This is a genomic window from Pseudomonas fjordensis (genome assembly GCF_976987115.1).
The window spans coordinates 3,566,586-3,588,848 of the sequence record NZ_OZ336860.1 but is presented as its reverse complement, the minus strand read 5'-3'; the positions used below and the strand labels follow the sequence as shown (position 1 = coordinate 3,588,848).

Here is a 22,263-nt window from a genome sequence, read left to right as displayed (position 1 = left end):
ACAAGAGGAGTGTTTGCATGTCTTTGAAGCTTGGAGTGATCGGTACGGGCGCCATCGGCCGGGACCATATTCGTCGTTGCAGCCAGGCCTTGCTCAACAGCCAGGTGGTGGCCGTCACCGATATCAACCTTGAGCAAGCCGCCCAAGTCGTTGCCGACTTGAAGCTCGACGCCGAGGTGTACCCGGACGGCCATGCGCTGATCAACGCGCCAGAGGTCGAAGCGGTACTGGTGACGTCCTGGGGGCCGAGCCATGAAGAATTTGTGCTGGCCGCGATTGCCGCCGGCAAACCGGTGTTCTGTGAGAAACCCCTGGCGGTGACGGCCGAGGGCTGCCGCAACATTGTCGAGGCCGAAGTGGCCCACGGCAAACGCCTGGTTCAAGTGGGTTTCATGCGCCCGTACGACCAAGGCTACCGCGCCCTCAAGGCGGTGATCGACAGCGGCCAGATTGGCGAGCCGTTGATGCTGCACTGCGCGCACCGCAACCCCACGGTGGGCGAGAACTACAACACCGGCATGGCGATCACCGACACCCTGATCCATGAGCTGGACGTGCTGCGTTGGCTGCTCAACGACGACTACGTATCCGTGCAGGTGGTGTTCCCACGCAAGACCAGCAAGGCGCTGGCGCACCTGCGTGACCCGCAGATCGTGCTGCTGGAAACCGCCAAAGGCACGCGTATCGACGTGGAAGTGTTTGTGAACTGCCAATACGGCTACGACATCCAGTGTGAAGTGGTGGGGGAGAGCGGCATCGCCAAGTTGCCGGAGCCGTCCCAGGTGCAACTGCGCAGCGAGGCGAAGCTGTCCAACGCAATCCTGATGGATTGGAAGGATCGGTTTATCGGTGCCTATGACGTGGAGTTGCAGGCGTTTATCGACAGCGTGCTGGCCGGGCAAGTCGGCGGGCCGTCGGCGTGGGATGGGTTTGCGGCGGCGGTGGCGGCGGATGCGTGCATTGAAGCCCAGGGCAGTGGGCAGATTGTGAAAGTCAGCCTGCCGGATCGCCCGCGCTTCTACGGCTAACCACTATCCAACATTGGAATGCAATCTGTGTGGGAGCGGGCTTGCTCGCGAATGCGGTCTATCAGATACAAATGCTTTAGCTGATACACCGCATTCGCGAGCAAGCCCGCTCCCACATTAGGAATGGATTGCACTTCATATAAGGAGTTAAGCATGCGAATCGGACTAGTGGGCTACGGCCACGGTGGACGCTTTTTTCATGCGCCGCTGATCGCCACCCTGCCTGGCGCCACCTTTGTCGGTGTGGTGACGCGTTCACCCGAACGTCGCCAGCAATTGAGTACTGATCTTCCCGGTGTCAAAGCCTTCGACTCCATCGGCCAGATCGTCGAAGCCGGCGTCGATGCCCTAGTGATTTCCACTACCTTGAAAGGACGCCCGGCCCTGGTGCTGGAAGCCATCGAGCACGGGGTGGCGGTGGTCAGCGATAAACCCTTTGCCGCCAACGCCGAACAAGCCCAGGCCCTGATTACCGCTGCCGAGCGCCAGGGCTCGCTGCTCAGCGTCTACCAGAATCGGCGCTGGGATTCGGATTACCTGACCCTGCGCAAACTGATCGACGCCGGCGCCCTGGGCACCATTACCCGCTTTGAATCCCGCGTGGAGCGCTACAGCCCGCAGGCCGTCGGCAATGCCAGCGGTGGCGGGTGGCTGCGCGACCTGGGCAGCCATCTGGTAGACCAGGCGTTGCAACTGTTTGGCCCGGTGGACCGGGTGTTCGCCCAATTGCACTACACCCCTGAACATCCCACCGTGGACCATGGCTTCTTTGTCTCCCTCACCCATGCCAACGGCGTGATTTCGCACCTGTGGGGTAACGCGTTGCAGAACAGCCAGGCGCCGCGCTTTCGCGTCAGTGGCAGCCTGGGTTGCTACACCGTCGACGGCCTGGACGGCCAGGAAGAAGCGCTGCTGGCCGGCAAGTCGCCGAAAACCGAAGGCGAACACTGGGGCGCTGAGGAACACCGACGCTGGGGCTGGTTTGAACAAGGGCCGGAGCGTGAGCGGGTGCCGTCGGAGAAAGGCTGCTGGACTCAGTTCTACCGCCAGTTGCAAGCCGCCGTGATGGGGCAGGGGACGCTGCCGGTCAACGCCTATGATGCCCTGGAAACCACCCGTATATTAGACGCCGCGCGCCTGAGCGCTGAGCGCCAGCAGGTGGTTTCGACAAAAATAGAATAAAATTCTAAAACAGGTTGATATGGAAATTATTTTCTAATACAGTCTTTTCCAGGTTGCATAAAGTACGTCCCGGAACCAACGGGCGACTCAACAAAAACAAGATCAAAAACAACCAGGTACCGTCAGATGAAAATCTTCAACGCTGTACTGCGAGTTTTACGCCCCCTCCAAGCGCCACGCGGACTGCCCCGCGCCCGGCCATTCTACTTCTCCTTCCTGAATGTGTTGTGCGTCGAAAACCAGGGCGCGCTGGTGTGCTGCATTCCTGGCGCGCCGGTGGTGCGACTGACCGCCGAGTCCTGATCAACGCTACGTCGAACAAAACCAACAAGAAAGTGGAGACAGACCGTTCATGAAGACCCCGATCCGTTTTACCGCCCTGGCCCTGTCCATGCTGCTGGCCAGTGGCGTTGCCGGCGCCGCCGACCTCAAGGTGGGCGTGACGATGTCCGCGTTCGATGACACCTTCCTCACCTACCTGCGCGAGGACATGGACAAGCAAGCCAAGTCCTATCCAAAAGGCGATGGCGTGCAACTGCAGTTCGAAGATGCCCGCGCCGATGTGGTCAAGCAGTTGAGCCAGGTCGAGAACTTCATCAGCCAGAAGGTCGACGCGATTATCGTTAACCCGGTCGATACTGCGTCGACCAAGAACATCATCAGTGCCGCCACCAAGGCAGGTATTCCGCTGGTGTTCGTCAACCGTCGCCCAGACCAGAAAGACCTGCCCAAGGACGTGGTAGCCGTGACCTCCGATGACGTCGAGGCCGGCCGCCTGCAAATGCAATACATCGCGGAAAAGCTCGGCGGCAAGGGCAAGGTCGTGATCCTGTTGGGCGACCTGGCGAACAACTCCACCACCAACCGCACCAAGGGCGTGAAGGAAGTGCTGGCCAAGTACCCGGACATCAAGATCGAGCAGGAGCAAACCGGCATTTGGTTGCGTGACCGAGGCATGACCCTGGTCAACGACTGGCTGACCCAGGGCCGGGAGTTCAATGCGGTGCTGGCCAACAACGATGAGATGGCGATCGGTGCGTCCATGGCCCTGAGATCGGCCGGCAAGGAAAAAGGCAGCGTGTTGATTGCCGGTGTCGACGGCACGCCCGATGGCTTGAACGCGATCACCAAGGGCGACATGACCGTGTCGGCCTTCCAGGACGCCAAGGGCCAGGCGGTGGGTTCGGTGGAAGCGGCGCGCAAGATGGCCAAGAACGAGCCGGTCGAGCAGAACGTGGTGATCCCGTTCCAGTTGATCACCCCGGACAACGTCAAAGACTTCAAGTAGCCCCGACATAACAACAAAAGCTGGCAGGGCGGTCACGGCCGCCCTGCAGATGGAGTACCTCCCTATGCTTGCTCAAGCCGCCACGTCTCAGCCCGCCGCCCACCCGGCGCTGGCGCTGGACGAACCCTACCTGCTGGAAATCCTCAACATCAGCAAAGGCTTTCCCGGTGTCGTGGCCCTGGACGATGTTCAACTGCGGGTGCGCCCCGGCACCGTGCTGGCGTTGATGGGCGAGAACGGTGCGGGCAAGTCGACGCTGATGAAGATCATCGCCGGCATCTACCAGCCCGACGCCGGCGAGATTCGCCTGCGTGGCAAGCCGATCACCTTTGAAACGCCGCTGGCCGCGCAAAAGGCCGGGATCGCGATGATCCACCAGGAACTCAACCTGATGCCCCACATGAGCATCGCCGAGAACATCTGGATCGGCCGCGAACAGCTCAACAGCCTGCACATGGTCAACCACCGCGAAATGCACCGCTGCACTGCCGAGTTGCTGGCGCGCCTGCGCATCAACCTCGACCCGGAAGAACAGGTCGGCAACCTGAGCATTGCCGAACGGCAGATGGTCGAGATTGCCAAGGCGGTGTCCTATGACTCCGACATCCTGATCATGGATGAACCCACCTCGGCCATTACCGACAAGGAAGTGGCCCACCTGTTTTCGATCATTGCCGACCTCAAGTCCCAGGGCAAAGGCATCGTCTATATCACCCACAAGATGAACGAAGTGTTCGCCATCGCCGATGAAGTGGCGGTGTTCCGCGACGGCCAATACATCGGTTTGCAACGGGCCGACAGCATGAACAGCGACAGCCTGATCTCGATGATGGTCGGGCGTGAGCTGAGCCAGTTGTTCCCGGTGCGCGAGACGCCGATTGGTGACCTGCTGCTGTCGGTGCGCGACCTGAGCCTGGACGGCGTATTCAAGGACGTATCGTTCGACCTGCACGCCGGGGAGATCCTCGGTATCGCCGGGCTGATGGGCTCCGGGCGCACCAACGTGGCGGAAACCATTTTTGGCATCACCCCAAGCTCCAGCGGGCAAATCACCCTGGACGGCAAGGCGGTGCGCATTACCGACCCGCATATGGCCATCGAGAAAGGCTTTGCGCTGTTGACCGAGGACCGCAAGCTCAGCGGCCTGTTCCCGTGCCTGTCGGTGCTGGAGAACATGGAGATGGCGGTGTTGCCGCACTATTCGGGCAACGGTTTTATCCAGCAGAAAGCCTTGCGTGCCCTGTGTGAAGACATGTGCAAGAAACTGCGGGTGAAAACCCCTTCGCTGGAGCAATGCATCGACACCTTGTCCGGCGGCAACCAGCAAAAGGCCTTGCTGGCGCGTTGGTTGATGACCAACCCCCGCTTGCTGATCCTGGATGAACCAACGCGTGGCATCGACGTGGGCGCCAAGGCCGAGATCTATCGCTTGATCGCCTTCCTCGCCAGCGAAGGCATGGCGGTGATCATGATTTCTTCCGAACTGCCCGAAGTGCTCGGCATGAGCGACCGGGTGATGGTGATGCACGAAGGTGAGCTGATGGGCACCCTGGATCGCGCCGAGGCGACCCAGGAAAAAGTCATGCAGTTGGCTTCCGGGATGACCGCAGTCCACTGATCTACAGAATAAGAAGGTGATGGGTTATGAACGCAATAACAGACAACAAGCCGGCAACCGCACCGGTCAAGAACCGTCGACGCATGCCCACCGAGCTGAGTATCTTCCTGGTGCTGATCGGTATCGGCCTGGTGTTTGAACTGTTTGGCTGGATCGTGCGCGACCAGAGCTTTCTGATGAACTCCCAGCGCCTGGTACTGATGATCCTGCAGGTGTCGATCATTGGCCTTTTGGCCATCGGTGTGACCCAGGTGATCATCACCACGGGTATCGACTTATCGTCCGGCTCGGTACTGGCCTTGTCAGCAATGATCGCCGCCAGCCTGGCGCAGACCTCTGACTTTTCCCGGGCGGTGTTTCCGTCCCTCACCGACTTGCCGGTGTGGATCCCGGTGGCGATGGGCTTGGGCGTGGGACTTTTAGCGGGGGCGATCAACGGCAGCATTATCGCGGTCACCGGCATCCCGCCGTTTATCGCGACCCTGGGCATGATGGTTTCGGCCCGTGGCCTGGCGCGCTACTACACCGAAGGCCAGCCGGTGAGCATGCTCTCGGACTCCTACACAGCAATCGGCCATGGCGCCATGCCGGTGATTATCTTCCTGGTGGTGGCGGTGATCTTCCACATCGCCCTGCGTTACACCAAGTATGGCAAGTACACCTATGCCATCGGCGGTAACATGCAGGCGGCGCGTACCTCGGGGATCAACGTCAAGCGCCACTTGATCATTGTCTATAGCATCGCCGGTCTTCTGGCGGGCCTGGCCGGCGTGGTGGCCTCGGCGCGTGCTGCAACGGGGCAGGCCGGCATGGGCATGTCCTACGAACTGGATGCGATTGCCGCCGCAGTGATCGGCGGTACCAGCCTGGCTGGTGGCGTAGGGCGCATCACCGGTACGGTGATCGGCGCGCTGATCCTCGGGGTGATGGCCAGCGGGTTTACCTTTGTCGGGGTGGACGCGTATATCCAGGACATCATCAAGGGCCTGATCATCGTGGTGGCGGTGGTGATCGACCAATACCGCAATAAGCGCAAGCTCAAGCGCTGAATACCCTGTAGGAGCGAGCTTGCTCGCGAAAGCTGCAAAGATAACGCGGGCTATCTGATTGAACGCGGTGTCCTTGAATGCTTCGCGAGCAAGCTCGCTCCTACAACCGTTTGTCTTCTATATAGCTCCACTACACTGAATTTCTTGCTATAAACGCACTCCGATGACCATTCGCCAAGCCCGTCCTGGTGCTTTTGGGGGTTGATCGGGAAAAAATGCCTGTCTTTTCAGTTGCTGCGCCCTCAAGTCGGCCTTAGACTGCCGCCCCTCGTAAATTGAGTGCCGGGTGGCGCTTGAAATGGACGGCGCCCTTCCGAGACCTGCACAGGCCTTGCGGAACGCTCCCTTATTCGCCTTAATGCACGTATTTTTTATAGAGAAATCAATGACAAAGGAAAAGTTGCTGGCCATGCCGGCGGATGACTACATGAATGCCGAACAGCACGCTTTTTTCGAGAAGTTGCTGCAAGACATGAAAGTGGAACACCACGAGCGCATTGAGCAGAACCGTATCGCCATTGAAAGCCTGGACACCCCGGCCGACCCGGCTGACGCGGCTTCCGTGGAAGAAGAGCGCACCTGGTTGGTGAATGCCATTGACCGCGACCAGCGCATGCTGCCGCAACTTGAGCGCGCCCTGGAGCGTATCAAGGAAGATTCCTTCGGCTGGTGTGACGACAGCGGCGAGCCTATCGGCCTCAAGCGCCTGCTGATCAGCCCCACCACCAAGTACTGCATCGAAGCGCAAGAGCGCCACGAGCAGATCGACAAGCACCAGCGTCAAGCCTGATGCGGTGAATGGGGGCGGCTCTCGAGCTGGCCGCCCCGGTCTCTACATTGTTGCTGTTTATGCAATGAAGCTATTCCGAAGATAGCTTTTTCCAACTGGAATAAAACCGTAGCATGGCCAACATTGTTAGCCAGCTAACTAATGCTGCGGAGAAGCTCCATGCAAAACAAAGTCGATGTGGCCGTGATGATCGGCAGTGGCGTACCCGAAACTCTGCGTGCCATGGGCCAGCGAGCCTGCTGGGTGGTGTTGCTCAACGGTGAGCAGCGCGGTACGGCATTCGCCAGCCGGGATGAGGCGCAGGAATGCCAGGCTGCCTGGCAAGCGCTGTTGCGCAGTGAAGCGTCAGACAGCCTGCATTGATCACATGCGGGGAGGCTCATGCAGCAGTGCATTGAGGTCATCCACGGCGGGCGCCCATTCTGCGTCGACGTGCAATTGCTCCCTGAGGAAGTTCGCCTGCTGTTCGCTCCAGAACGGCGCGTCGATGAGTTTTACATCGTCGGGCAGGCGATGTTCAGCGGTGAAACGCTCGATAGCTTCCTGGCTGGAATCCAGGCCCAGTTGTTCGAACAGGGTTTCAAGGGTTGGGGTGGTGGTGTCCATAACGTTCTCCATGCGGGCTTATCGTCATGCATGTGAGGGGTAGGGGACGCCAGAGTTCTATCGGATTGTCAGGAATTGAGCGCGCCGCAATCCACGGCGGCTTTCAGCGCCTGGGCCGCTTCTTTGCCTGCCACGGCAGCTGCGTCGGCGGTTTTGAACCAGCGGTCTTTTTCCACCTGGTGCGCGGTGACCTTGTTCAGCGGCGGTTTGGCTCGCATGATGATGACCGCTTGAAACTCGCCGTCTACTTCCCTCGCATCACCGTGGATAATAAATTCGCCAATATCAAATTCCGTCACGTATAGCTTTCCCTTCAAGGTAACTGCGTTGATGAAACCTGACCCGCAGGGGGCAAACTTCAATGGACGGGCCAGTATGGCAGTTGTTGAGGGGCGGTGGCGCAGTAAAGTCAGCCAGGTGACGAAACGACCCGACCGCAACGAGCGTGCAGCTTTGCTTCCAGAGTCTTGGCCAGTTCACAGGCCTTGTTGTGATCGCTGCGAAAACCCTTGATCCTGCCGCTGGGCACTTCAAGAATATGAAAAAAATTCTTTCCTGCCGGTACAACTTGGTACAGCACTGAATTGGAGTACCCGTCAAGGTTAAGCAAGCAGTAGTATTGGCGTTCGTCTGGACATGATGAACGAGTGTGGAAAGACGTAGCGTCGTGTTGACGTCGTTGCATGCTCAGCTCCTGTCGATCGATCTTATTGGCCTGTGGTTAGCATTTGCGGTGGTTTTGACCCCTGTTGCTGTTTTAGTATTGTCGTCGGCAGTTCGCGACTGGTTCCATGCCTTGCGTATTTTTTTGTGTGGAATGTCGGAAAACTGCATTTTTAATCGGGTTATTCTCTGAAGTTGGTCGCCCCGTATTCTCGGGTCGTTGAACCTGTGATTTGCTGTACCACCGGATGACCTTGCATGAGGTCCGCCGCAGATGTCTGTACTAGCCTTACGCGTTCTCTTCAGTTTTTTAATGACTCTGTGATCGTGTCGTAACGGCGATTTTTTGTGCTGCTCGCTTCGGCGGCCAGCGCTTTTTTGATGTGGGGGCGTTTCCTTGGCAGTCAGTAATCTGGATATGCACGCGTTATTCGTGCTGGGTGATTTGCGCGCTAAGTTGGTCAAGCAGTTTCAATCTCGGTTTGTCTACATCACTGAACAGACGCCGGAAGGTATTTATATCGCCGAGATCGATACCGAAGCGGCGCTGGTCGTGGATGACAAGCCACGTCTGGAACTCAAAGTGGGCGACCATTTTCGCGCGTCGGTGTTGCCCAGCCGCGAGGGTGGCAAGTTCGAATTGAGGTTTCGCGATATCAAGTTGACCGTGTACGGCCTCGGCGACTATGCCTTTGTGTCATCGAACGAAGGCCAGGGCATTGTGTTCAAGGAAGGCCACAGCGTAATGCTGGTATTCGCCGCCCATGAGCAATTGCAGGAAGGGTTGACCAAAACCCTGAAGGCCGTGACGGGCAAAGCCGCCAAATGGCGCAAGGGCGAGCTGGTGACCTTCAAGGCCAGCGAGTAGGTACTGAACACGTTGTGCCTCTTTGTCTATTGGAACCTCTACTACAGTTGAGTTGACTTAACTATTCAGAGGCTTCGCGCATTCGCAGCAAAGCCGTTCGCCATGACTGCGAAAACGCGAGGTGCAAAGGCATGAAAGGATTGAAGTCACTGTTGGCGGCGGGCCTGACAACCCTGAGTCTGTCATTGCCGGTATCGGCTGCCCAGGCACCGGTGCATTTTGCCGACCTGAACTGGGAAAGCGGCAGCCTGATCACAGAGGTCCTGCGTTTTATCGTCGAGAAGGGTTATGACCTGCCCACCGACACCTTGCCGGGCACCACCATCACCCTGGAAACCGCCCTGGCCAAGAATGATATCCAGGTGATTGGCGAGGAGTGGGCCGGCCGCAGCCCGGTGTGGGTCAAGGCTGAAGCCGAAGGCAAGGTGGCGGGCCTGGGCGATATCGTCAAAGGCGCCACCGAAGGGTGGTGGGTGCCGGAATACGTGGTCAAGGGTGACCCCTCTAAAGGACTCAAGCCCCTGGCACCGGATTTGAAAAGCGTACAGGACTTGGCGCGTTACAAGGACGTGTTCAAAGACCCTGAATCCCCAGGCAAGGGGCGCTTTCTCAACAGCCCCATCGGCTGGACCTCCGAAGTGGTCAACAAACAGAAGCTCAAGGCTTATGGCCTGGACGACAGCTACGTGAACTTCCGCAGCGGGTCGGGCGCGGCGCTGGATGCGGAGATTGCTTCGTCGATTCGCCGGGGCAAGCCCGTGCTGTTCTACTACTGGTCGCCGACCCCATTGATGGGGCGCTACAAATTGATCCAGCTGCAAGAGCCGCCATTTGATGCAGACGCGTGGAAGACCCTGACCGATGCCGACAACCCGAACCCTAAGCCGACACGCTCGTTGGCGTCCAAGTTGAGCATTGGCGTATCGACGCCGTTCCAGCAGGAACATCCACAAATTGCCGAGTTCTTCGAGAAGGTCGAGTTTCCCATCGAGCCGCTCAATAAAGCCTTGGCGGCGATGAGCGAGCGTCACACGCCTCCTAGGGAAGTGGCCCAGGCGTTTCTCAAGGAACATCCACAGGTGTGGAAGGCCTGGTTGACGGACGATGTGGCGCAGAAGGTCGAGGCGAGCCTCAAGTAAGCGACGGTCTTTGTATGCAGTGAAGATCAAAATGTGGGAGCTGGCTTGCCTGCGATAGCGGTGGGTCAGCCTAAAAATAGGTTGTCTGACACTCAGTCATCGCAGGCAAGCCAGCTCCCACATTCAATTGCATTTCAAGTCAACGGTCGTTGCAGCGTTAGAACTTGGTTTGTACAGCCAGCTCAAAGGTCCTCGGTGACCCCAGATAATACGCCGGCGACACATGGGCAAACTCGGCATACACCTCGTTGGTCAGGTTACGCACGCGCCCGGTGACCGAGGTGTTCGCATCCAGCTTATAGCGCAGGAACGTGCCGAACAGCGTATACGCTGGCACGGTCTGGGTGTTGGCATTGTCTGCATACACCTGGGCGACGTAGCGCGCATCCACGCCACCTTGCCAGTCCTCGGCAAAGTCGTAGGTCAGCCACAGGTTGCCCACGCGCTTGGGCACGTTGGTTGGCGTATTGCCCTTGCGTGACACTACGGCGCCGCTGGCGGTTTTTTCGTTGAACTCATCATACTGCGCGTCTACCCAGGCGAAGTTGCCTTCGGCCAATAGCCTCGGCGTGACGCGCAACGAGCTGGCCAGTTCGATGCCCTTGGACGACTGCGCGCCCACCGGGATGCTGTTGGTCGGGTCCAGCGGGTCGGTGACGGCAAAGTCCTTGCGTTCGATCTTGTAGGCCGCGACCGTAGCGGAGCCCCGACCTTCCAGGTAATCGAACTTGCTGCCGATTTCCCATTGCTTGCCGGTGGACACGTCGAACACTTGGGTCGTGGTATTGGGCTGTTCGACGGCGGTGCTGTATTGCACATAGACATTGGCAGACGGGATGAACTGATAGGTCAGGCCCACCCGACCCGTTACCGGCTCCCAACTGCGCTTGAAGTGCCGCGGGTTGGTGGCGGTGATCGTGCGATGGTTAGTCACGTCCAGGTCGATAGCGTCATAACGTAGCCCGGTCAGCAGCGAGAGCTTGTCCGTCAGCCCCAGGCGGTTCTCCACAAACAGTGCCTTGGTGGTCACCTGGTTGGTTTTGTCCTTGACGAAACCTGGCTGGGTACCGGGAATATCATAGAAGTGCCCTGGGTCGTAGTGGTTCGGGTCCACGCTACTTTTGCCCGGCACGTTCAAGGGACTGTTGGTGGTGCTGTTGACCTTGTACTCAAAACCGCCGGACCAGGTGGTGGCAAGGCCGAACACGCTGGTGTCATGGCGCAGTTCGAACTGGTTGCCGTTCTGCTCGCCCTGATGCCGCACCTGATAGGCCGTCGAGCGGTTCACCGCGCTGTTGTCGGCGTTGTACTGGTAAGTCTCCAGGTTGCGGTAGTCGCGCTGGCTGTCGAGGTGGTAAAGCGTGTTTTTCAGCGTGGTGCTGTCGTTGATCCGGTAGTCGATGATTGAACGTGCCCAGATCGTGCGTTGCTCATAACGCCCGTCGGCGACGTTGTAGTTATTGAAGCGGTTGTGCTTGTCGATCTTCAGCTCACCGGCCTTGGGGTTGAGCACAGGCGTGCCCCAGTACGGGCTGTCTTCATGTTCGTCCTGATATTCCAGGGCCAGGATGTGGGACAGATTGGGGGTGAGGTCGCTGAGCAGGGAAAACGCCACGCTCCAGGCATCGCGCTGGTCGCGGTCGATGTAGCTGTGGTTGGTGTTGCGGCTCACATCCAGGCGGGCGTAATGCTGCACCTCGGCGCCGGGTTCGGTCAGCGCATGGTTGAGGCCGAACGCCATGCCAGCGGTGTCGTAGCTGCCATAGTTCAGTTGGCCTTCGACGGCCTGTTCCTCGCGGGTCGCCAGCTTGGTCACGTAGTTCAGCGAGCCACCCACGGAGCCTGCGCCGTTGATCAAGGAGGAGGGGCCACCCACCAGTTCGACGCGGTCGTAGATCCACGCATCCACCGGCCGCGCCAGGCCGGTGGCGACATTGATGCCGTTGAACATCTGGGTGATCTGGCTGCTGGTAAACCCTCGGTACGAGACAAACCCGCCAAACCCGGGCGGCGCGCTGGCGTTGACGCCGGGCAGGGTATTGGCCGCATCGCGGAAGGTCTTGGCGCCGTGGCGCTCGATATCGTTGCTGTTGGCGATGGCCACTGACGCCGGGGTTTCCCGCACGCTCAGGCCCAGGCGCGAGGCCATGCCGCTGGATTGGTCCAGGGCCAGGCCTGGCTCGGCACTTTGCTCGCCATCAATGGTGGTCGGCGCCAGCTCAAGGGCCGAGGCGCAAACAGGCAGGCAGCCGAACAGGCCCGCCAACAGGGGTAAATGTTTCATGGTTGAATCCTGAAAACTTGGCTCGAAAACAACGCACAGCCACCCGTACTCCTTACGGCAACGGGGCAATGCAGATCAGAAAGCGCAGGGATCAGGCGAAGGCAGGTGGCGCGCGCGGATTAGCCGCAGGCCAGCTGAAGCGGGCAGGAATGTCAGCGGCAAGCACCACCGCAGCAGGCGGCGCGTGGGGTTGCGGCAGCACCGCCACATTCAGGTGGGAGTTGAGCGCCGGGCCCATGCCGCCGGTAGAACACAGCGGGCAACCAAACGCCTTCGACAGCGTGGGCAGGTTCTCGTCCGTCGAGTTGCTGGGCAGCGGCGCCTGGGTGCGTGGGTCGACCGTGCAGAACTGGCCGCTGATGCCGTTGAGCTGCATCCCCACCATCTGCCCATGCCCAATGCTGCAGGCGAACACATTGAACAGGACGCAGCAGTAGAGCATCCAGGCAATAAGCGAGCGGTCGGCACGGGCAAGTTTCATGGGGCGGCACTTTATCATCAGCGACCGACGAAATGCCTGCAAAAAATCTCAGGGCGACTATCCTCATTCGCACATTTTTGTGGAGCGCCGACCATGAGCTTTGTGATTGCGCGGTGGATCGTCGGGGTCTTTACCTTCATCAGCATGGTGCATTTGTATTGGGCTGCGGGTGGCAAGCTCGGCAGCCTGGCCGCTATCCCGCAACTGCCCGGAGAGTTTGCCAGCGGGCCCAGGCCGGCGTTCAAACCATCGGCGCTGGGCACTTTCCTGGTAGCGATGGGGCTGGTGGCGATTGCCCTGCTGGTGTGCCTTCGCGCCGGGCTGTATTTCTCGCCGGTGTCCCATGGGGCGTTGCAGTGGGGCATCAGTGCGATTGCCGTGCTGATGTTTGCCCGGGCGATCGGGGATTCGGAGCTGGTGGGGTTTTTCAAGAAGGTCGGCGGGTCGAAGTTTGCTCGCCTGGATACGTATTTTTACTCGCCGTTGTGCCTGGTGTTGGGCGCAGGCTTGCTGGTGGTCGCCTGGACCTGATGGAGCTCCTCTGTAGGAGCGAACTCGCTCGCGAAAAACGTCAACGATGACGCGTTCTTCCTGAATAAGCGCGGCGCTTGTGAGTTTTTCGCGAGCAAGCTCGCTCCTACCTGTTTAACCCTCCAGATATTTCTCAGACAAAACACACCCCCGGTTTTATAGCGCTTGACCTTCCCAGTATGGCAAGCCGGATAAAAACCCCACGTGTCGATTTGTCTTGAAAATTCCAAGGAGGGTGAACGATGTACACCAAACCACTAAGCCTGATTGCCGGGGCGTTGGCCGTAGCGTTAACGCTGGGCGGATGCTCGGACAAGGCGCCGCCAGCCGCAGCCGCCCAACCACCCGGCGTGCCGGTGGCCCAGGTAGTGGCGCGGGCAGTGACGCCGTTTGTGGAGTACACCGGTTCGTTGACCGCCATCGACCAGGTTCAATTGCGCCCGCGAGTCAGTGGCTATCTGCAAAGTGTCAGCGTGCCCGAAGGCCAGTTCGTGGCCAAGGGCAGCCCGTTGTTTGTGATCGATCCGCGCATGTTTCAGGCGGCAGTGAACGCCGCCAAGGCGCGTTTGCGCGAGGCCGAGGCCAATGCATCACTGGCCCAGGCCGAGCATGGCCGCGCCGAGCAGTTGTACGCCAAGAAGGTGGTGGCACGTGATCGCCTCGACACCGCCATTGCCTCGTTGAATGCCGGCAGGGCCCAGGTTGAGGCGGCCAGGGCTGCGCTGGATACGGCCCAACTGGACCTGAGTTACACCCGCGTCACCGCGCCTATCAGCGGGCGCATCGACCGCGCATTGGTGACGGAGGGCAACTATGTCACCCGTGGGGAAACACCCCTGACCACAATTGTCTCCATCGACCCCTTGCATGTGTACTTCGACGTGGACGAACGCACCTACCTGCATTCGTTGGCAGCGACGCGGCAGCATGCCGGGTCCAAGGGCGAAAACGCTGCCAAGGTCATGGTGGCGATGCTCAACGACACCACCTATGCACGGGCCGGGCGCGTGGACTTTCTGGCCAACTCGGCCGATCGCAAGACAGGTACGGTTCGCGTGCGTGCGGTGGTGGCGAACCCGGATGGGCGCTTGACGCCTGGGCTGTTTGCCAAGGTCAAGCTGGACACCGGCGCGGCGCAACCCCGGGTGTTGATTGCCGACCATTCCATCGGCACCGACCAGGGCCGCCGTTATGTGCTGGTGGTGGGTGAGGGTGACAAGACCGAATACCGCCCAGTCGAACTGGGCCCGGAGGTCGACGGCCTACGGGTCGTCGAACAGGGCCTGCAACCGGGCGAGCGCATTGTCGTCAAAGGCCTGGTGCGCCCCGGCATGCAGGTAACACCACTGGCTGCCAGCATCGAGGGCAAGCCGCTTGAGGCGCCGCTGGCGGTGGGGGGCGTGCAATGAGCTTCCCACGCTTTTTCATTGACCGACCGATCTTCGCCATCGTCCTGTCGGTGTTGATGATGATCGGCGGCATCGTCGCCTTCTTCCATTTGCCGTTGAGCGAATACCCGGCCGTCACGCCGCCCACGGTGCAAGTGACCGCGTCGTATCCGGGGGCCAACCCGCAGGTAATTGCCGAGACAGTGGCAGCGCCGCTGGAACAGGTGATTACCGGGGTCGAGGGCATGCTTTACATGACCTCGCAGTCGGCCACCGATGGCCGCATGATCCTGACCGCGACCTTTGCCCAGGGCACCAATGCGGACATGGCCCAGATCCAGGTGCAGAACCGTGTGTCGCGAGCTTTACCGCGCTTGCCCGAAGAGGTGCAGCGCCTGGGCGTGGTCACGCAGAAGACCTCGCCGGACATCCTCATGGTGGTCCACCTGCTGTCTCCCGACCAGCGTTATGACCCGCTGTACATCTCCAACTACGCCTATCTGCAGGTGCGCGACGAGTTGTCGCGCCTGCCGGGGATCAACGATGTGCTGGTGTGGGGCGCGGGTGAATACAGCATGCGCCTGTGGCTCGACCCGGACCTGATCGCCGCCCGTGGCTTGACCGCCGGCGATGTGATTGCTGCCGTGCGCGAGCAGAACGTGCAAGTGGCCGCCGGATCGGTCGGCCAGTCGCCGGATTCCACTGCGGCCTTCCAAGTCACGGTCAATACCCTCGGGCGCCTGACCGATGAAGAGCAGTTTGGCGACATCATCATTCGCACCGGCGATAACGGCCAGGTCACGCGCCTGCGTGATGTGGCCCGTATCGAAATGGGCGCCGATGCCTACGCGCTGCGCAGCCTGTTGGACGGCGAGCCTGCGGTGGCTTTGCAAATCATCCAGAGCCCGGGGGCGAACGCGCTGGATGTGGCGCAGTCGGTGCGCGATACCATGCAGCGCCTGCAAACCAACTTCCCCGAAGGGCTGGTATCGCGGATTGCTTATGACCCCACCGTGTTTGTGCGCGCTTCCCTGGAGTCGGTGGCCATCACGCTGATGGAAGCGATCCTGCTGGTGGTGATCGTGGTGGTGGTGTTCTTGCGCAACTGGCGCGCGTCGCTGATCCCCTTGATGGCCGTGCCGGTGTCGATCATCGGCACCTTCGCAGTCATGCACCTGATGGGCTTCTCCCTCAACACCTTGTCGTTGTTTGGCCTGGTGCTGTCGATTGGCATCGTGGTCGACGATGCCATCGTGGTGGTGGAGAACGTCGAGCGGCATATCGAGAACGGCGAGGAGCCGATGCAGGCTGCGCGAAGGGCCATGGGCGAGGTCACCGGCCCTATCATTGCGATCACCTCGGTGCTGGCGGCCGTGTTCATTCCCACTGCGTTTCTCAGTGGCCTGCAAGGCGAGTTCTATCGGCAATTTGCGCTGACCATCGCGATTTCCACCATCCTCTCGGCGGTCAACTCGTTGACCCTCAGCCCGGCGCTGGCCGGCCTGTTGCTGCGGCCCCGGCATACCGCCGTGGTGCCCGACCCGCGCAGCCTGCGCGGTCGCGCTACGCGGCTGCTTGAGGTGCTGGGCCGGCCGTTCCAGCGTGCGCCGCAAGCCTATGGCAATACCGTGCGCAAGGTCGTCGGCCGTCGCGGCGTGGCGCTGTTGGCCTACGGCGGCTTGCTCGCGCTGACCTGGTTTGGCTTCAACGCGGTACCGGCCGGCTTCGTGCCGATGCAAGACAAGTACTACCTGGTCGGCATCGCCCAACTGCCCAACGCGGCCTCGTTGGAGCGTACCGATGCGGTGGTGCGGCAAATGTCGAAAATCGCCCTGGACGAGCCGGGGGTCGAGAGTGTGGTGGCGTTCCCGGGGCTGTCGGTCAATGGCTTCGTCAACGTCCCGAATGCGGCGGTGATGTTCGTCATGCTTGATCCGTTCAAAGAACGCACCTCGGCGGATATGACAGCGGTCGCTATTGCCGGGCGCCTGCAAGCCAAGTTTGCGAGCATCCCCGACGGTTTCCTCGGCGTGTTCCCACCGCCGCCGGTACCGGGGCTCGGGGTGACCGGCGGCTTCAAGCTGCAGGTCGAAGACCGTGGCGGCGTCGGGCTTGAGGCGTTGGTGCAGCAGACCCAGGTATTGATGACCAAAGCCACTGAGTCAGGCCAGGTGGCCGGGTTGATGACCAGCCTGGACGTCAACGCGCCGCAACTGAATGTCGACATCGACCGCACCCAGGTCAAGAGCCAGGGCGTGCGCCTGGCGGATGTGTTCGAGTCGCTGCAGGTCTATCTGGGGTCACTGTATGTCAATGACTTCAACCGGTTTGGCCGCACCTACAAAGTCACGGCCCAGGCCGATGCAGACCACCGCATGCAGGCCGAAGCCATCGGCCGTCTGCAGGTGCGCAACGCCGCTGGGGACATGCTGCCGTTGTCAGCGTTTGTCACGGTCACGCCGAGCTCGGGGCCTGACCGGGTGATTCACTACAACGGCTATCCGTCGGCGGATATCTCTGGCGGCGCGATGCCAGGGGTCAGTTCCGGGCAGGCGGTTGCGCTCATGGAGCGTCTGGCCCAGGAGGTACTGCCCGAGGGCGTGACCTATGAATGGACGGACCTGACCTACCAGCAAAAGCTCGCCGGGTCATCGGCCCTGTTTATTTTCCCGCTGTGTGTGTTACTGGCGTATTTGATCCTCGCCGCGCAGTACAACAGTTGGCTGCTGCCGTTGGCGGTGTTGCTGATCGTGCCCATGTGCCTGCTCAGCGCAATCCTCGGCGTGTGGCTGGTGGACGGCGACAACAACGTGTTCGTGCAAATCGGGTTGGTGGTGCTGGTGGGCCTGGCGGCGAAGAACGCTATCCTGATCGTCGAGTTTGCCCGCAGCCTCGAAGCTGAAGGCGCCAGCCCCTTGGAGGCGGTGATCCACGCGTGTCAATTGCGCCTGCGGCCTATTTTGATGACGTCCCTGGCGTTTATCGCCGGCGTAGTCCCGCTGGTGTTTGCCAGTGGCGCCGGTGCCGAGATGCGCCATGCCATGGGGGTGGCGGTGTTTGCCGGGATGTTGGGGGTGACGCTGTTCGGCCTGTTCCTCACGCCCGTGTTCTATGTGGTGATGCGCAGCCTGGCGCTGCGTGTGCAGCGTCAGGGGGCGAGCCCTAAGGTGCAGCTAAAGGAGAGCGCATCATGAAACAGGCGTATCCAGCTTTTGTGTTGTCGTTGACCCTGCTGGCCGGTTGCGGCTCTGTGGGGCCGGACTATTCCGCGCCGGTGCTGCCCGCTGCGCAGCGGGCGACGAGCTTTGGCGCGCCCATCGCCGGGCTGGGTCCGGGCGAGGTGGAGGTGCAGTGGTGGCAGGTGTTTGATGAGCCGGCACTGAGCCAGTTGATCCAACAGGCACTGGCGGCCAACCACGACATCGGCATCGCCGCCGCGCGCCTGGACGAAGCCAAGGCGCTTTTGCGCGAAAGCCGCCAAGGCTTCCTGCCCAGCGGCGGCGCCGCCCTGGGCTACGAGCACCGCAAGCGCAGCGAGGTCGAGACCCCGTTCGGCGAGCAGCGCTCCATTGAAACCACCCGCGCGGCGGTGGATGCGGCCTGGGAAATCGACTTGTTTGGCCGCGTGCGTCGCTCGGTGGAGGCGGCCCAGGCCCAGGCTGGGTCGCGTCAGGCGTTATTGCGCAACGTGCAAGCGAGCGTCGCAGCGACTGTTGCGGCCACCTGGTTTGACCTGCAAGGCATCGAAGCTGAGCAGGCCGTGGTTGCGGATATCAGCCAGAGCCAGCGCGACAGCCTGGGCCTGGTGGGGCAGATGGTCAGCGTCGGCGCCGCCACCGAATTCGACCGGCTGCGCGCAGAGGCCTTGTTGCGCAATGTGGAGGCGGTCGCGCCTGACCTGGAGCGACGTCGCGCAAGGGCAGCCAACGCGCTGGCGGTGTTGTTGGGGCAGGCGCCTCAAGGGTTCAAGCCACCGCAGGCCCGGCCTGGGCGTGAAACCTTGAACCTGCGCACGCTGCAGGTGGGAGACCCAGCCGGCTTGCTGGCGCGCCGCGCCGACATTGCTGCGGCCGAACGCACGCTGGCGGCCGCGACCGCGCAGATCGGCGTGGAAACCGCAGGCTTGTATCCGGACATTCAGGTGCAGGGCTCCATCGGTTTGCTGGCCGGAAGCCTCAGCGCCCTGGGCGATGCGGGCATGCAGTCGAACTTTATCGCGCCGGTGATTCGCTGGTCGCTGCTGGACACCGGGCGCGTACGTGCGCGGATTGCCGCCAGCGAGGCGCGCACCCAGGCGGCCTTGATCGCTTATGACCAGACTGTGTTGCGGGCCTTGCAGGAAACCGATGATGCATTCCAGGCCAACCGCACGGCCGGCAACACCCTGGGCTTGCGGCTGCTGGAGGCGGCCGCCAATCGTGAGGCCGCCAGCTTTGCGCGCGAGCGGTTTGCGCAAGGCGAGGGCGTGTACCTGGATGTGCTTGAGGCCGAACGTGCCGACTTCACCAGCCGCCGCGCGTTGACCGCAGCGCGCACGGAACAGCGTTTGGCGGTGGTGGGGATCTATAAGGCGCTGGGTGGCGGCTGGGAGATCTGCGAGCGGTCGGGGCAGGCGTGTAGCGGGGCTGCTGCTGTGTTGCGGTAACGGTTAGGTATCAAATATACGACGGTGGGCTTGTGGGAGCGGGCTTGCTCGCGAAGGCGGTGGGTCAGTGACTGAATCTTTAACTGAACCACCGCAATCGCAGGCAAGCCAGCTCCCACATTGGTTATGTATTGCCCAAAGAATCAGCGCCTGGCACAGACCTTGTGTGCGCCCGATGGCAGCCTGACAGCCGAACAGCAGGTTGGATCAGACAGCCTATACATCAGTCTCACTACCCCGTTGCGTCGTTCCTCGATTATTGGTTACGTGTGACTCGCCAAACAGTATTGGCCAAGTCGTCAGCAATGATCAGCGCGCCTTTGGGATCCACGGTCACTCCAACCGGGCGGCCACGGGTTTTGCCGTCGTCGCCGCGAAAGCCGGTGGCAAAGTCGATGGGCTCGCCCGCCGGTTTGCCGTTGCTGAACGGTACGAAGATCACTTTGTAGCCCACTGGGTCGTCACGGTTCCAACTGCCGTGCTCGCCGACAAACACGCCGTCAGCGAATTTTTCACCCAGGGCGGGGATGGAGAAATCCACGCCCAACGCGGCCACGTGGGAACCCAGGCTGTAATCGGGCTTGATCGCCGCGGCCACCTTGGCCGGGTTTTGCGGTTGTGCGCGGGGGTCGACGTTCTGGCCCCAGTAGCTGTAGGGCCAGCCGTAGAAGGCACCTTCACGCACCGACGTCAGGTAGTCCGGCACCAGGTCGGGGCCCAGTTCATCGCGCTCGTTGACCACCGTCCACAGTTGCCCGGAACGCGGTTGGAGGGTCAGCGCCGTCGGGTTGCGCAGTCCCGTGGCGTAGGGTTTGTGCGCGCCGGTGGCCGCGTCGATCTGCCAGACCATTGCGCGGTCGATCTCCACTTCCATGCCGCGCTCGGTGATGTTGCTGTTGGAACCGATGCCCACATACAGCTGGCGCCCGTCCTCACTCACGGCCAATGACTTGGTCCAGTGATGGTTGATCTGCGCCGGCAGGTCGGTGACTTTGACCGGCGGGGCGCTGGCCTTGGTCTGGCCGTCGGCGTAGTCAAAACGCACCAGTGCATCCTGGTTGGCCACATACAGTTTGCCGTCGGCGAATGCCAGCCCGTAGGGAGCGTTGAGGTTGTCGGCGAATACCGTCTTGAGTTCATAGGTGCCGTCACCGTCGGCGTCACGCAGCAGCGTAAGGCGGTTGCCGCCCTTGACCTGGGTGTTGCCCTGGGCCTTGATCATACTGGCGATCACGTCCTTGGGCTTGAGCTTGGCCGCGCTGCCGCCACGGCCTTCGGCCACCAGGATATCGCCGTTGGGCAGCACCAGGGTCTGGCGTGGGATCGCCAGGTCAGTGGCGATAGCGGTCACGCTGTAGCCTTCGGGCACCTTGGGCTTTTGATCGCCCCACGGGGTGGGCTCGGCAATCTTCATGCTCGGCAACAGGCTGCTTTGTTGCTCAGGCAGCTTGGGGTCTGGGCCGCGCGCCTGGGTCTTGTCACCTTCGCCGCCGCAGGCACTCAGCAACAGGGCGGCGCTGAGCAGGGTCAGTGTGTTGAGTGGTTTCATCGGGCAGCTCCTGAGCGCAGGTTGGTCAAGCCGATCCAGGTGGCGACAATCGCCAGCACGGTGACGATCGCCGACAGCATCAAGCCGGTGGGCATCATGGCGTAGGCGTCCTTGGCATGCTGGAAGGCATTGACCAACCCAAGCACCCAAGTGCCCAGCAACAGCAGGAAGTACGCCACCGGGCGCCCGGCCTTGCGTTCGGCACGCACCAGGTTGACCAGCGCAAACAGCAGGGCAAAACCACAGAACACCAAGGCTCCTGCGATCAGCCAGGAGGCAAAATTGGCCCATTGGATCTGGTAGGTCTGGCCGTAGGCGATATCACTGAGCAAGGCTCCGAGAAACAACGGCACGGTGCCGGCGAGCAAAGTCCCGTGCAACGGCCCGGGCCTGACGACGGGGTAAGTGGGGAGGGTAGTCATGGTGGTGGCGGCTCCTTATCGTTCTGCACCCTGGACTCAGGGCGCGCTGACTTCGCATAGAAAAGGAGCATGGCACTTGTGAGAAAGTTCACTGGGAGGGCGTTTCGAGGTGTGTTTCGATCCGGCGTTCCGCTGCATATGCAGGTATCTAAACAATTTTGTCCTGTGGCGAGGGAGCTTGCACCCGTGACGGTCTCACAGCTGGCGCTGATCTATCTGACGCACCGCAATCCAAATGTGGGAGCTGGCTTGCCTGCGAAGGCGGCCTGGCAGTCGACACAGTTGGACGGTGTACATATCCGTTATTTAGGTAACTGCCACCTAGGGTTCCGCCCTGACGGCGGCTCACTTTTGAACAGCGCAAAAGTAAGCAAAACGCTCTTGCCCCACCACTCGGCACCTCGCTTAGGCTCGGTGTGCCCGTAATCCGCCAGTGATTTGGGGGGCCGCCGCCACGCGCCATCCATGGCGCGGGGCGGCTAAACCGGCATCCCTGCCGGTTTACCCCCCAAATCCCTGTCGAATTCCGGCCAGCGTGGTTTGACGGGGCGCTTAAGATCAAGATCAAAAGCAGATCAAGAGCGGCTCGCTTCGCATCGTGGTTAGCGTCTGCTGCTACAGCCCACAAAGTTATGTAGATACCTATGCCTGCATCTGTTTACCACAGCGGCTATATGACTCATCCTTCCTGGCCCGATATGAGGAATCGCGTTATGCCCACTCTGCATCTGC

At 60.9% G+C, this 22,263-nt stretch carries 21 protein-coding genes; 14 read left to right on the top strand and 7 right to left on the bottom strand.

The features are described 5' to 3' along the window. Positions 1-17: 17 nt before the first annotated feature. From iolG to ACWHXD_RS15995, 8 genes are all read left to right on the top strand, one after another. A complete protein-coding gene (gene iolG / locus ACWHXD_RS16030) occupies positions 18-1,028 on the top strand; it encodes a bifunctional inositol 2-dehydrogenase/D-chiro-inositol 1-dehydrogenase (protein WP_069558264.1) in 1,011 nt (336 codons plus the stop codon). 153 nt (positions 1,029-1,181) lie between these two features. Continuing rightward, positions 1,182-2,210 carry a Gfo/Idh/MocA family protein gene (locus tag ACWHXD_RS16025; protein WP_032897007.1) on the top strand — a complete coding sequence of 343 codons (1,029 nt, stop codon included), beginning with the start codon at positions 1,182-1,184 and terminating at the stop codon, positions 2,208-2,210. Positions 2,211-2,336: 126 nt separating this feature from the next. Next, positions 2,337-2,513, top strand: coding sequence for a hypothetical protein (locus tag ACWHXD_RS16020; protein WP_003191673.1), 177 nt, complete (start codon positions 2,337-2,339; stop codon positions 2,511-2,513). A 49-nt stretch (positions 2,514-2,562) separates the two neighbouring features. Continuing rightward, positions 2,563-3,498 (top strand): sugar ABC transporter substrate-binding protein, encoded by a 936-nt coding sequence (locus ACWHXD_RS16015; protein WP_003191671.1) that lies wholly within the window; start codon positions 2,563-2,565, stop codon positions 3,496-3,498. Between the two features lie 64 nt (positions 3,499-3,562). Further along, positions 3,563-5,116 carry a sugar ABC transporter ATP-binding protein gene (locus ACWHXD_RS16010; RefSeq protein ID WP_032897009.1) on the top strand — a complete coding sequence of 518 codons (1,554 nt, stop codon included), beginning with the start codon at positions 3,563-3,565 and terminating at the stop codon, positions 5,114-5,116. 26 nt (positions 5,117-5,142) lie between these two features. After that, positions 5,143-6,165 carry an ABC transporter permease gene (locus tag ACWHXD_RS16005; RefSeq protein ID WP_003191668.1) on the top strand — a complete coding sequence of 341 codons (1,023 nt, stop codon included), beginning with the start codon at positions 5,143-5,145 and terminating at the stop codon, positions 6,163-6,165. 385 nt (positions 6,166-6,550) lie between these two features. Further along, complete coding sequence (locus ACWHXD_RS16000) at positions 6,551-6,955, top strand: TraR/DksA family transcriptional regulator (RefSeq protein ID WP_003191666.1); 405 nt, start codon at positions 6,551-6,553, stop codon at positions 6,953-6,955. 159 nt (positions 6,956-7,114) lie between these two features. Further along, positions 7,115-7,318: a hypothetical protein gene (locus ACWHXD_RS15995; RefSeq protein ID WP_032897012.1), complete on the top strand. Its 204-nt coding sequence runs from the start codon at positions 7,115-7,117 to the stop codon at positions 7,316-7,318. On the opposite strand, the gene ACWHXD_RS15990 is transcribed toward ACWHXD_RS15995, so the two are convergent. The 3 genes from ACWHXD_RS15990 to ACWHXD_RS15980 form a co-directional block, all read right to left on the bottom strand. Next, a complete protein-coding gene (locus ACWHXD_RS15990) occupies positions 7,319-7,561 on the bottom strand; it encodes a DUF2789 domain-containing protein (RefSeq protein WP_138761471.1) in 243 nt (80 codons plus the stop codon). A gap of 68 nt (positions 7,562-7,629) precedes the next feature. Next, the gene (locus ACWHXD_RS15985; protein ID WP_003191661.1) at positions 7,630-7,860 is read right to left on the bottom strand and encodes a hypothetical protein; all 231 of its coding nucleotides are present in this window, start codon (positions 7,858-7,860) and stop codon (positions 7,630-7,632) included. Positions 7,861-7,970: 110 nt separating this feature from the next. Further along, positions 7,971-8,246 (bottom strand): hypothetical protein, encoded by a 276-nt coding sequence (locus ACWHXD_RS15980; protein WP_080765570.1) that lies wholly within the window; start codon positions 8,244-8,246, stop codon positions 7,971-7,973. 396 nt (positions 8,247-8,642) lie between these two features. Here ACWHXD_RS15980 and ACWHXD_RS15975 point away from each other — a divergent pair, with 396 nt between their 5' ends. Both ACWHXD_RS15975 and ACWHXD_RS15970 read left to right on the top strand, forming a co-directional pair. After that, entirely contained in the window at positions 8,643-9,092 is a 450-nt protein-coding gene (locus tag ACWHXD_RS15975; RefSeq protein WP_192901621.1) for a hypothetical protein, read from the top strand. A 131-nt stretch (positions 9,093-9,223) separates the two neighbouring features. Then, positions 9,224-10,231, top strand: a complete 1,008-nt coding sequence (locus ACWHXD_RS15970) for an ABC transporter substrate-binding protein (RefSeq protein ID WP_138761469.1) — start codon at positions 9,224-9,226, stop codon at positions 10,229-10,231. Positions 10,232-10,388: 157 nt separating this feature from the next. Here the strand turns inward: ACWHXD_RS15970 and ACWHXD_RS15965 are convergent, their stop codons facing one another. Further along, entirely contained in the window at positions 10,389-12,515 is a 2,127-nt protein-coding gene (locus ACWHXD_RS15965) for a TonB-dependent receptor (RefSeq protein WP_138761468.1), read from the bottom strand. A gap of 91 nt (positions 12,516-12,606) precedes the next feature. Beyond that, positions 12,607-12,996: a DUF2946 domain-containing protein gene (locus tag ACWHXD_RS15960; protein ID WP_138761467.1), complete on the bottom strand. Its 390-nt coding sequence runs from the start codon at positions 12,994-12,996 to the stop codon at positions 12,607-12,609. A 93-nt stretch (positions 12,997-13,089) separates the two neighbouring features. Here ACWHXD_RS15960 and ACWHXD_RS15955 point away from each other — a divergent pair, with 93 nt between their 5' ends. From ACWHXD_RS15955 to ACWHXD_RS15940, 4 genes are all read left to right on the top strand, one after another. Then, positions 13,090-13,527 carry a DUF3995 domain-containing protein gene (locus ACWHXD_RS15955; RefSeq protein WP_003191649.1) on the top strand — a complete coding sequence of 146 codons (438 nt, stop codon included), beginning with the start codon at positions 13,090-13,092 and terminating at the stop codon, positions 13,525-13,527. 242 nt (positions 13,528-13,769) lie between these two features. Beyond that, entirely contained in the window at positions 13,770-14,936 is a 1,167-nt protein-coding gene (locus ACWHXD_RS15950; protein WP_138761466.1) for an efflux RND transporter periplasmic adaptor subunit, read from the top strand. Continuing rightward, positions 14,933-18,109 (top strand): efflux RND transporter permease subunit, encoded by a 3,177-nt coding sequence (locus ACWHXD_RS15945; RefSeq protein WP_138761465.1) that lies wholly within the window; start codon positions 14,933-14,935, stop codon positions 18,107-18,109. The genes ACWHXD_RS15950 and ACWHXD_RS15945 overlap by 4 nt, the downstream gene beginning before the upstream one ends. After that, entirely contained in the window at positions 18,106-19,560 is a 1,455-nt protein-coding gene (locus ACWHXD_RS15940) for an efflux transporter outer membrane subunit (RefSeq protein ID WP_138761464.1), read from the top strand. The genes ACWHXD_RS15945 and ACWHXD_RS15940 overlap by 4 nt, the downstream gene beginning before the upstream one ends. A gap of 256 nt (positions 19,561-19,816) precedes the next feature. On the opposite strand, the gene ACWHXD_RS15935 is transcribed toward ACWHXD_RS15940, so the two are convergent. Continuing rightward, positions 19,817-21,109, bottom strand: coding sequence for a PQQ-dependent sugar dehydrogenase (locus ACWHXD_RS15935; protein WP_138761463.1), 1,293 nt, complete (start codon positions 21,107-21,109; stop codon positions 19,817-19,819). Then, on the bottom strand, positions 21,106-21,531 hold the full coding sequence (locus tag ACWHXD_RS15930; RefSeq protein ID WP_138761462.1) for a DUF2231 domain-containing protein: 426 nt from the start codon (positions 21,529-21,531) through the stop codon (positions 21,106-21,108). The genes ACWHXD_RS15935 and ACWHXD_RS15930 overlap by 4 nt, the downstream gene beginning before the upstream one ends. Between the last annotated feature and the right edge of the window lie 732 nt (positions 21,532-22,263).

Coding starts and splice junctions, on each gene's coding strand:
- iolG (WP_069558264.1), top strand. CDS start 18: ATGTCTTTGAAGCTTGGAGTGATCGGTACGGGCGCCATCGGCCGGGAC.
- ACWHXD_RS16025 (WP_032897007.1), top strand. CDS start 1,182: ATGCGAATCGGACTAGTGGGCTACGGCCACGGTGGACGCTTTTTTCAT.
- ACWHXD_RS16020 (WP_003191673.1), top strand. CDS start 2,337: ATGAAAATCTTCAACGCTGTACTGCGAGTTTTACGCCCCCTCCAAGCG.
- ACWHXD_RS16015 (WP_003191671.1), top strand. CDS start 2,563: ATGAAGACCCCGATCCGTTTTACCGCCCTGGCCCTGTCCATGCTGCTG.
- ACWHXD_RS16010 (WP_032897009.1), top strand. CDS start 3,563: ATGCTTGCTCAAGCCGCCACGTCTCAGCCCGCCGCCCACCCGGCGCTG.
- ACWHXD_RS16005 (WP_003191668.1), top strand. CDS start 5,143: ATGAACGCAATAACAGACAACAAGCCGGCAACCGCACCGGTCAAGAAC.
- ACWHXD_RS16000 (WP_003191666.1), top strand. CDS start 6,551: ATGACAAAGGAAAAGTTGCTGGCCATGCCGGCGGATGACTACATGAAT.
- ACWHXD_RS15995 (WP_032897012.1), top strand. CDS start 7,115: ATGCAAAACAAAGTCGATGTGGCCGTGATGATCGGCAGTGGCGTACCC.
- ACWHXD_RS15990 (WP_138761471.1), bottom strand. CDS start 7,561: ATGGACACCACCACCCCAACCCTTGAAACCCTGTTCGAACAACTGGGC.
- ACWHXD_RS15980 (WP_080765570.1), bottom strand. CDS start 8,246: ATGCAACGACGTCAACACGACGCTACGTCTTTCCACACTCGTTCATCA.
- ACWHXD_RS15975 (WP_192901621.1), top strand. CDS start 8,643: ATGCACGCGTTATTCGTGCTGGGTGATTTGCGCGCTAAGTTGGTCAAG.
- ACWHXD_RS15970 (WP_138761469.1), top strand. CDS start 9,224: ATGAAAGGATTGAAGTCACTGTTGGCGGCGGGCCTGACAACCCTGAGT.
- ACWHXD_RS15965 (WP_138761468.1), bottom strand. CDS start 12,515: ATGAAACATTTACCCCTGTTGGCGGGCCTGTTCGGCTGCCTGCCTGTT.
- ACWHXD_RS15960 (WP_138761467.1), bottom strand. CDS start 12,996: ATGAAACTTGCCCGTGCCGACCGCTCGCTTATTGCCTGGATGCTCTAC.
- ACWHXD_RS15955 (WP_003191649.1), top strand. CDS start 13,090: ATGAGCTTTGTGATTGCGCGGTGGATCGTCGGGGTCTTTACCTTCATC.
- ACWHXD_RS15950 (WP_138761466.1), top strand. CDS start 13,770: ATGTACACCAAACCACTAAGCCTGATTGCCGGGGCGTTGGCCGTAGCG.
- ACWHXD_RS15945 (WP_138761465.1), top strand. CDS start 14,933: ATGAGCTTCCCACGCTTTTTCATTGACCGACCGATCTTCGCCATCGTC.
- ACWHXD_RS15940 (WP_138761464.1), top strand. CDS start 18,106: ATGAAACAGGCGTATCCAGCTTTTGTGTTGTCGTTGACCCTGCTGGCC.
- ACWHXD_RS15935 (WP_138761463.1), bottom strand. CDS start 21,109: ATGAAACCACTCAACACACTGACCCTGCTCAGCGCCGCCCTGTTGCTG.
- ACWHXD_RS15930 (WP_138761462.1), bottom strand. CDS start 21,531: ATGACTACCCTCCCCACTTACCCCGTCGTCAGGCCCGGGCCGTTGCAC.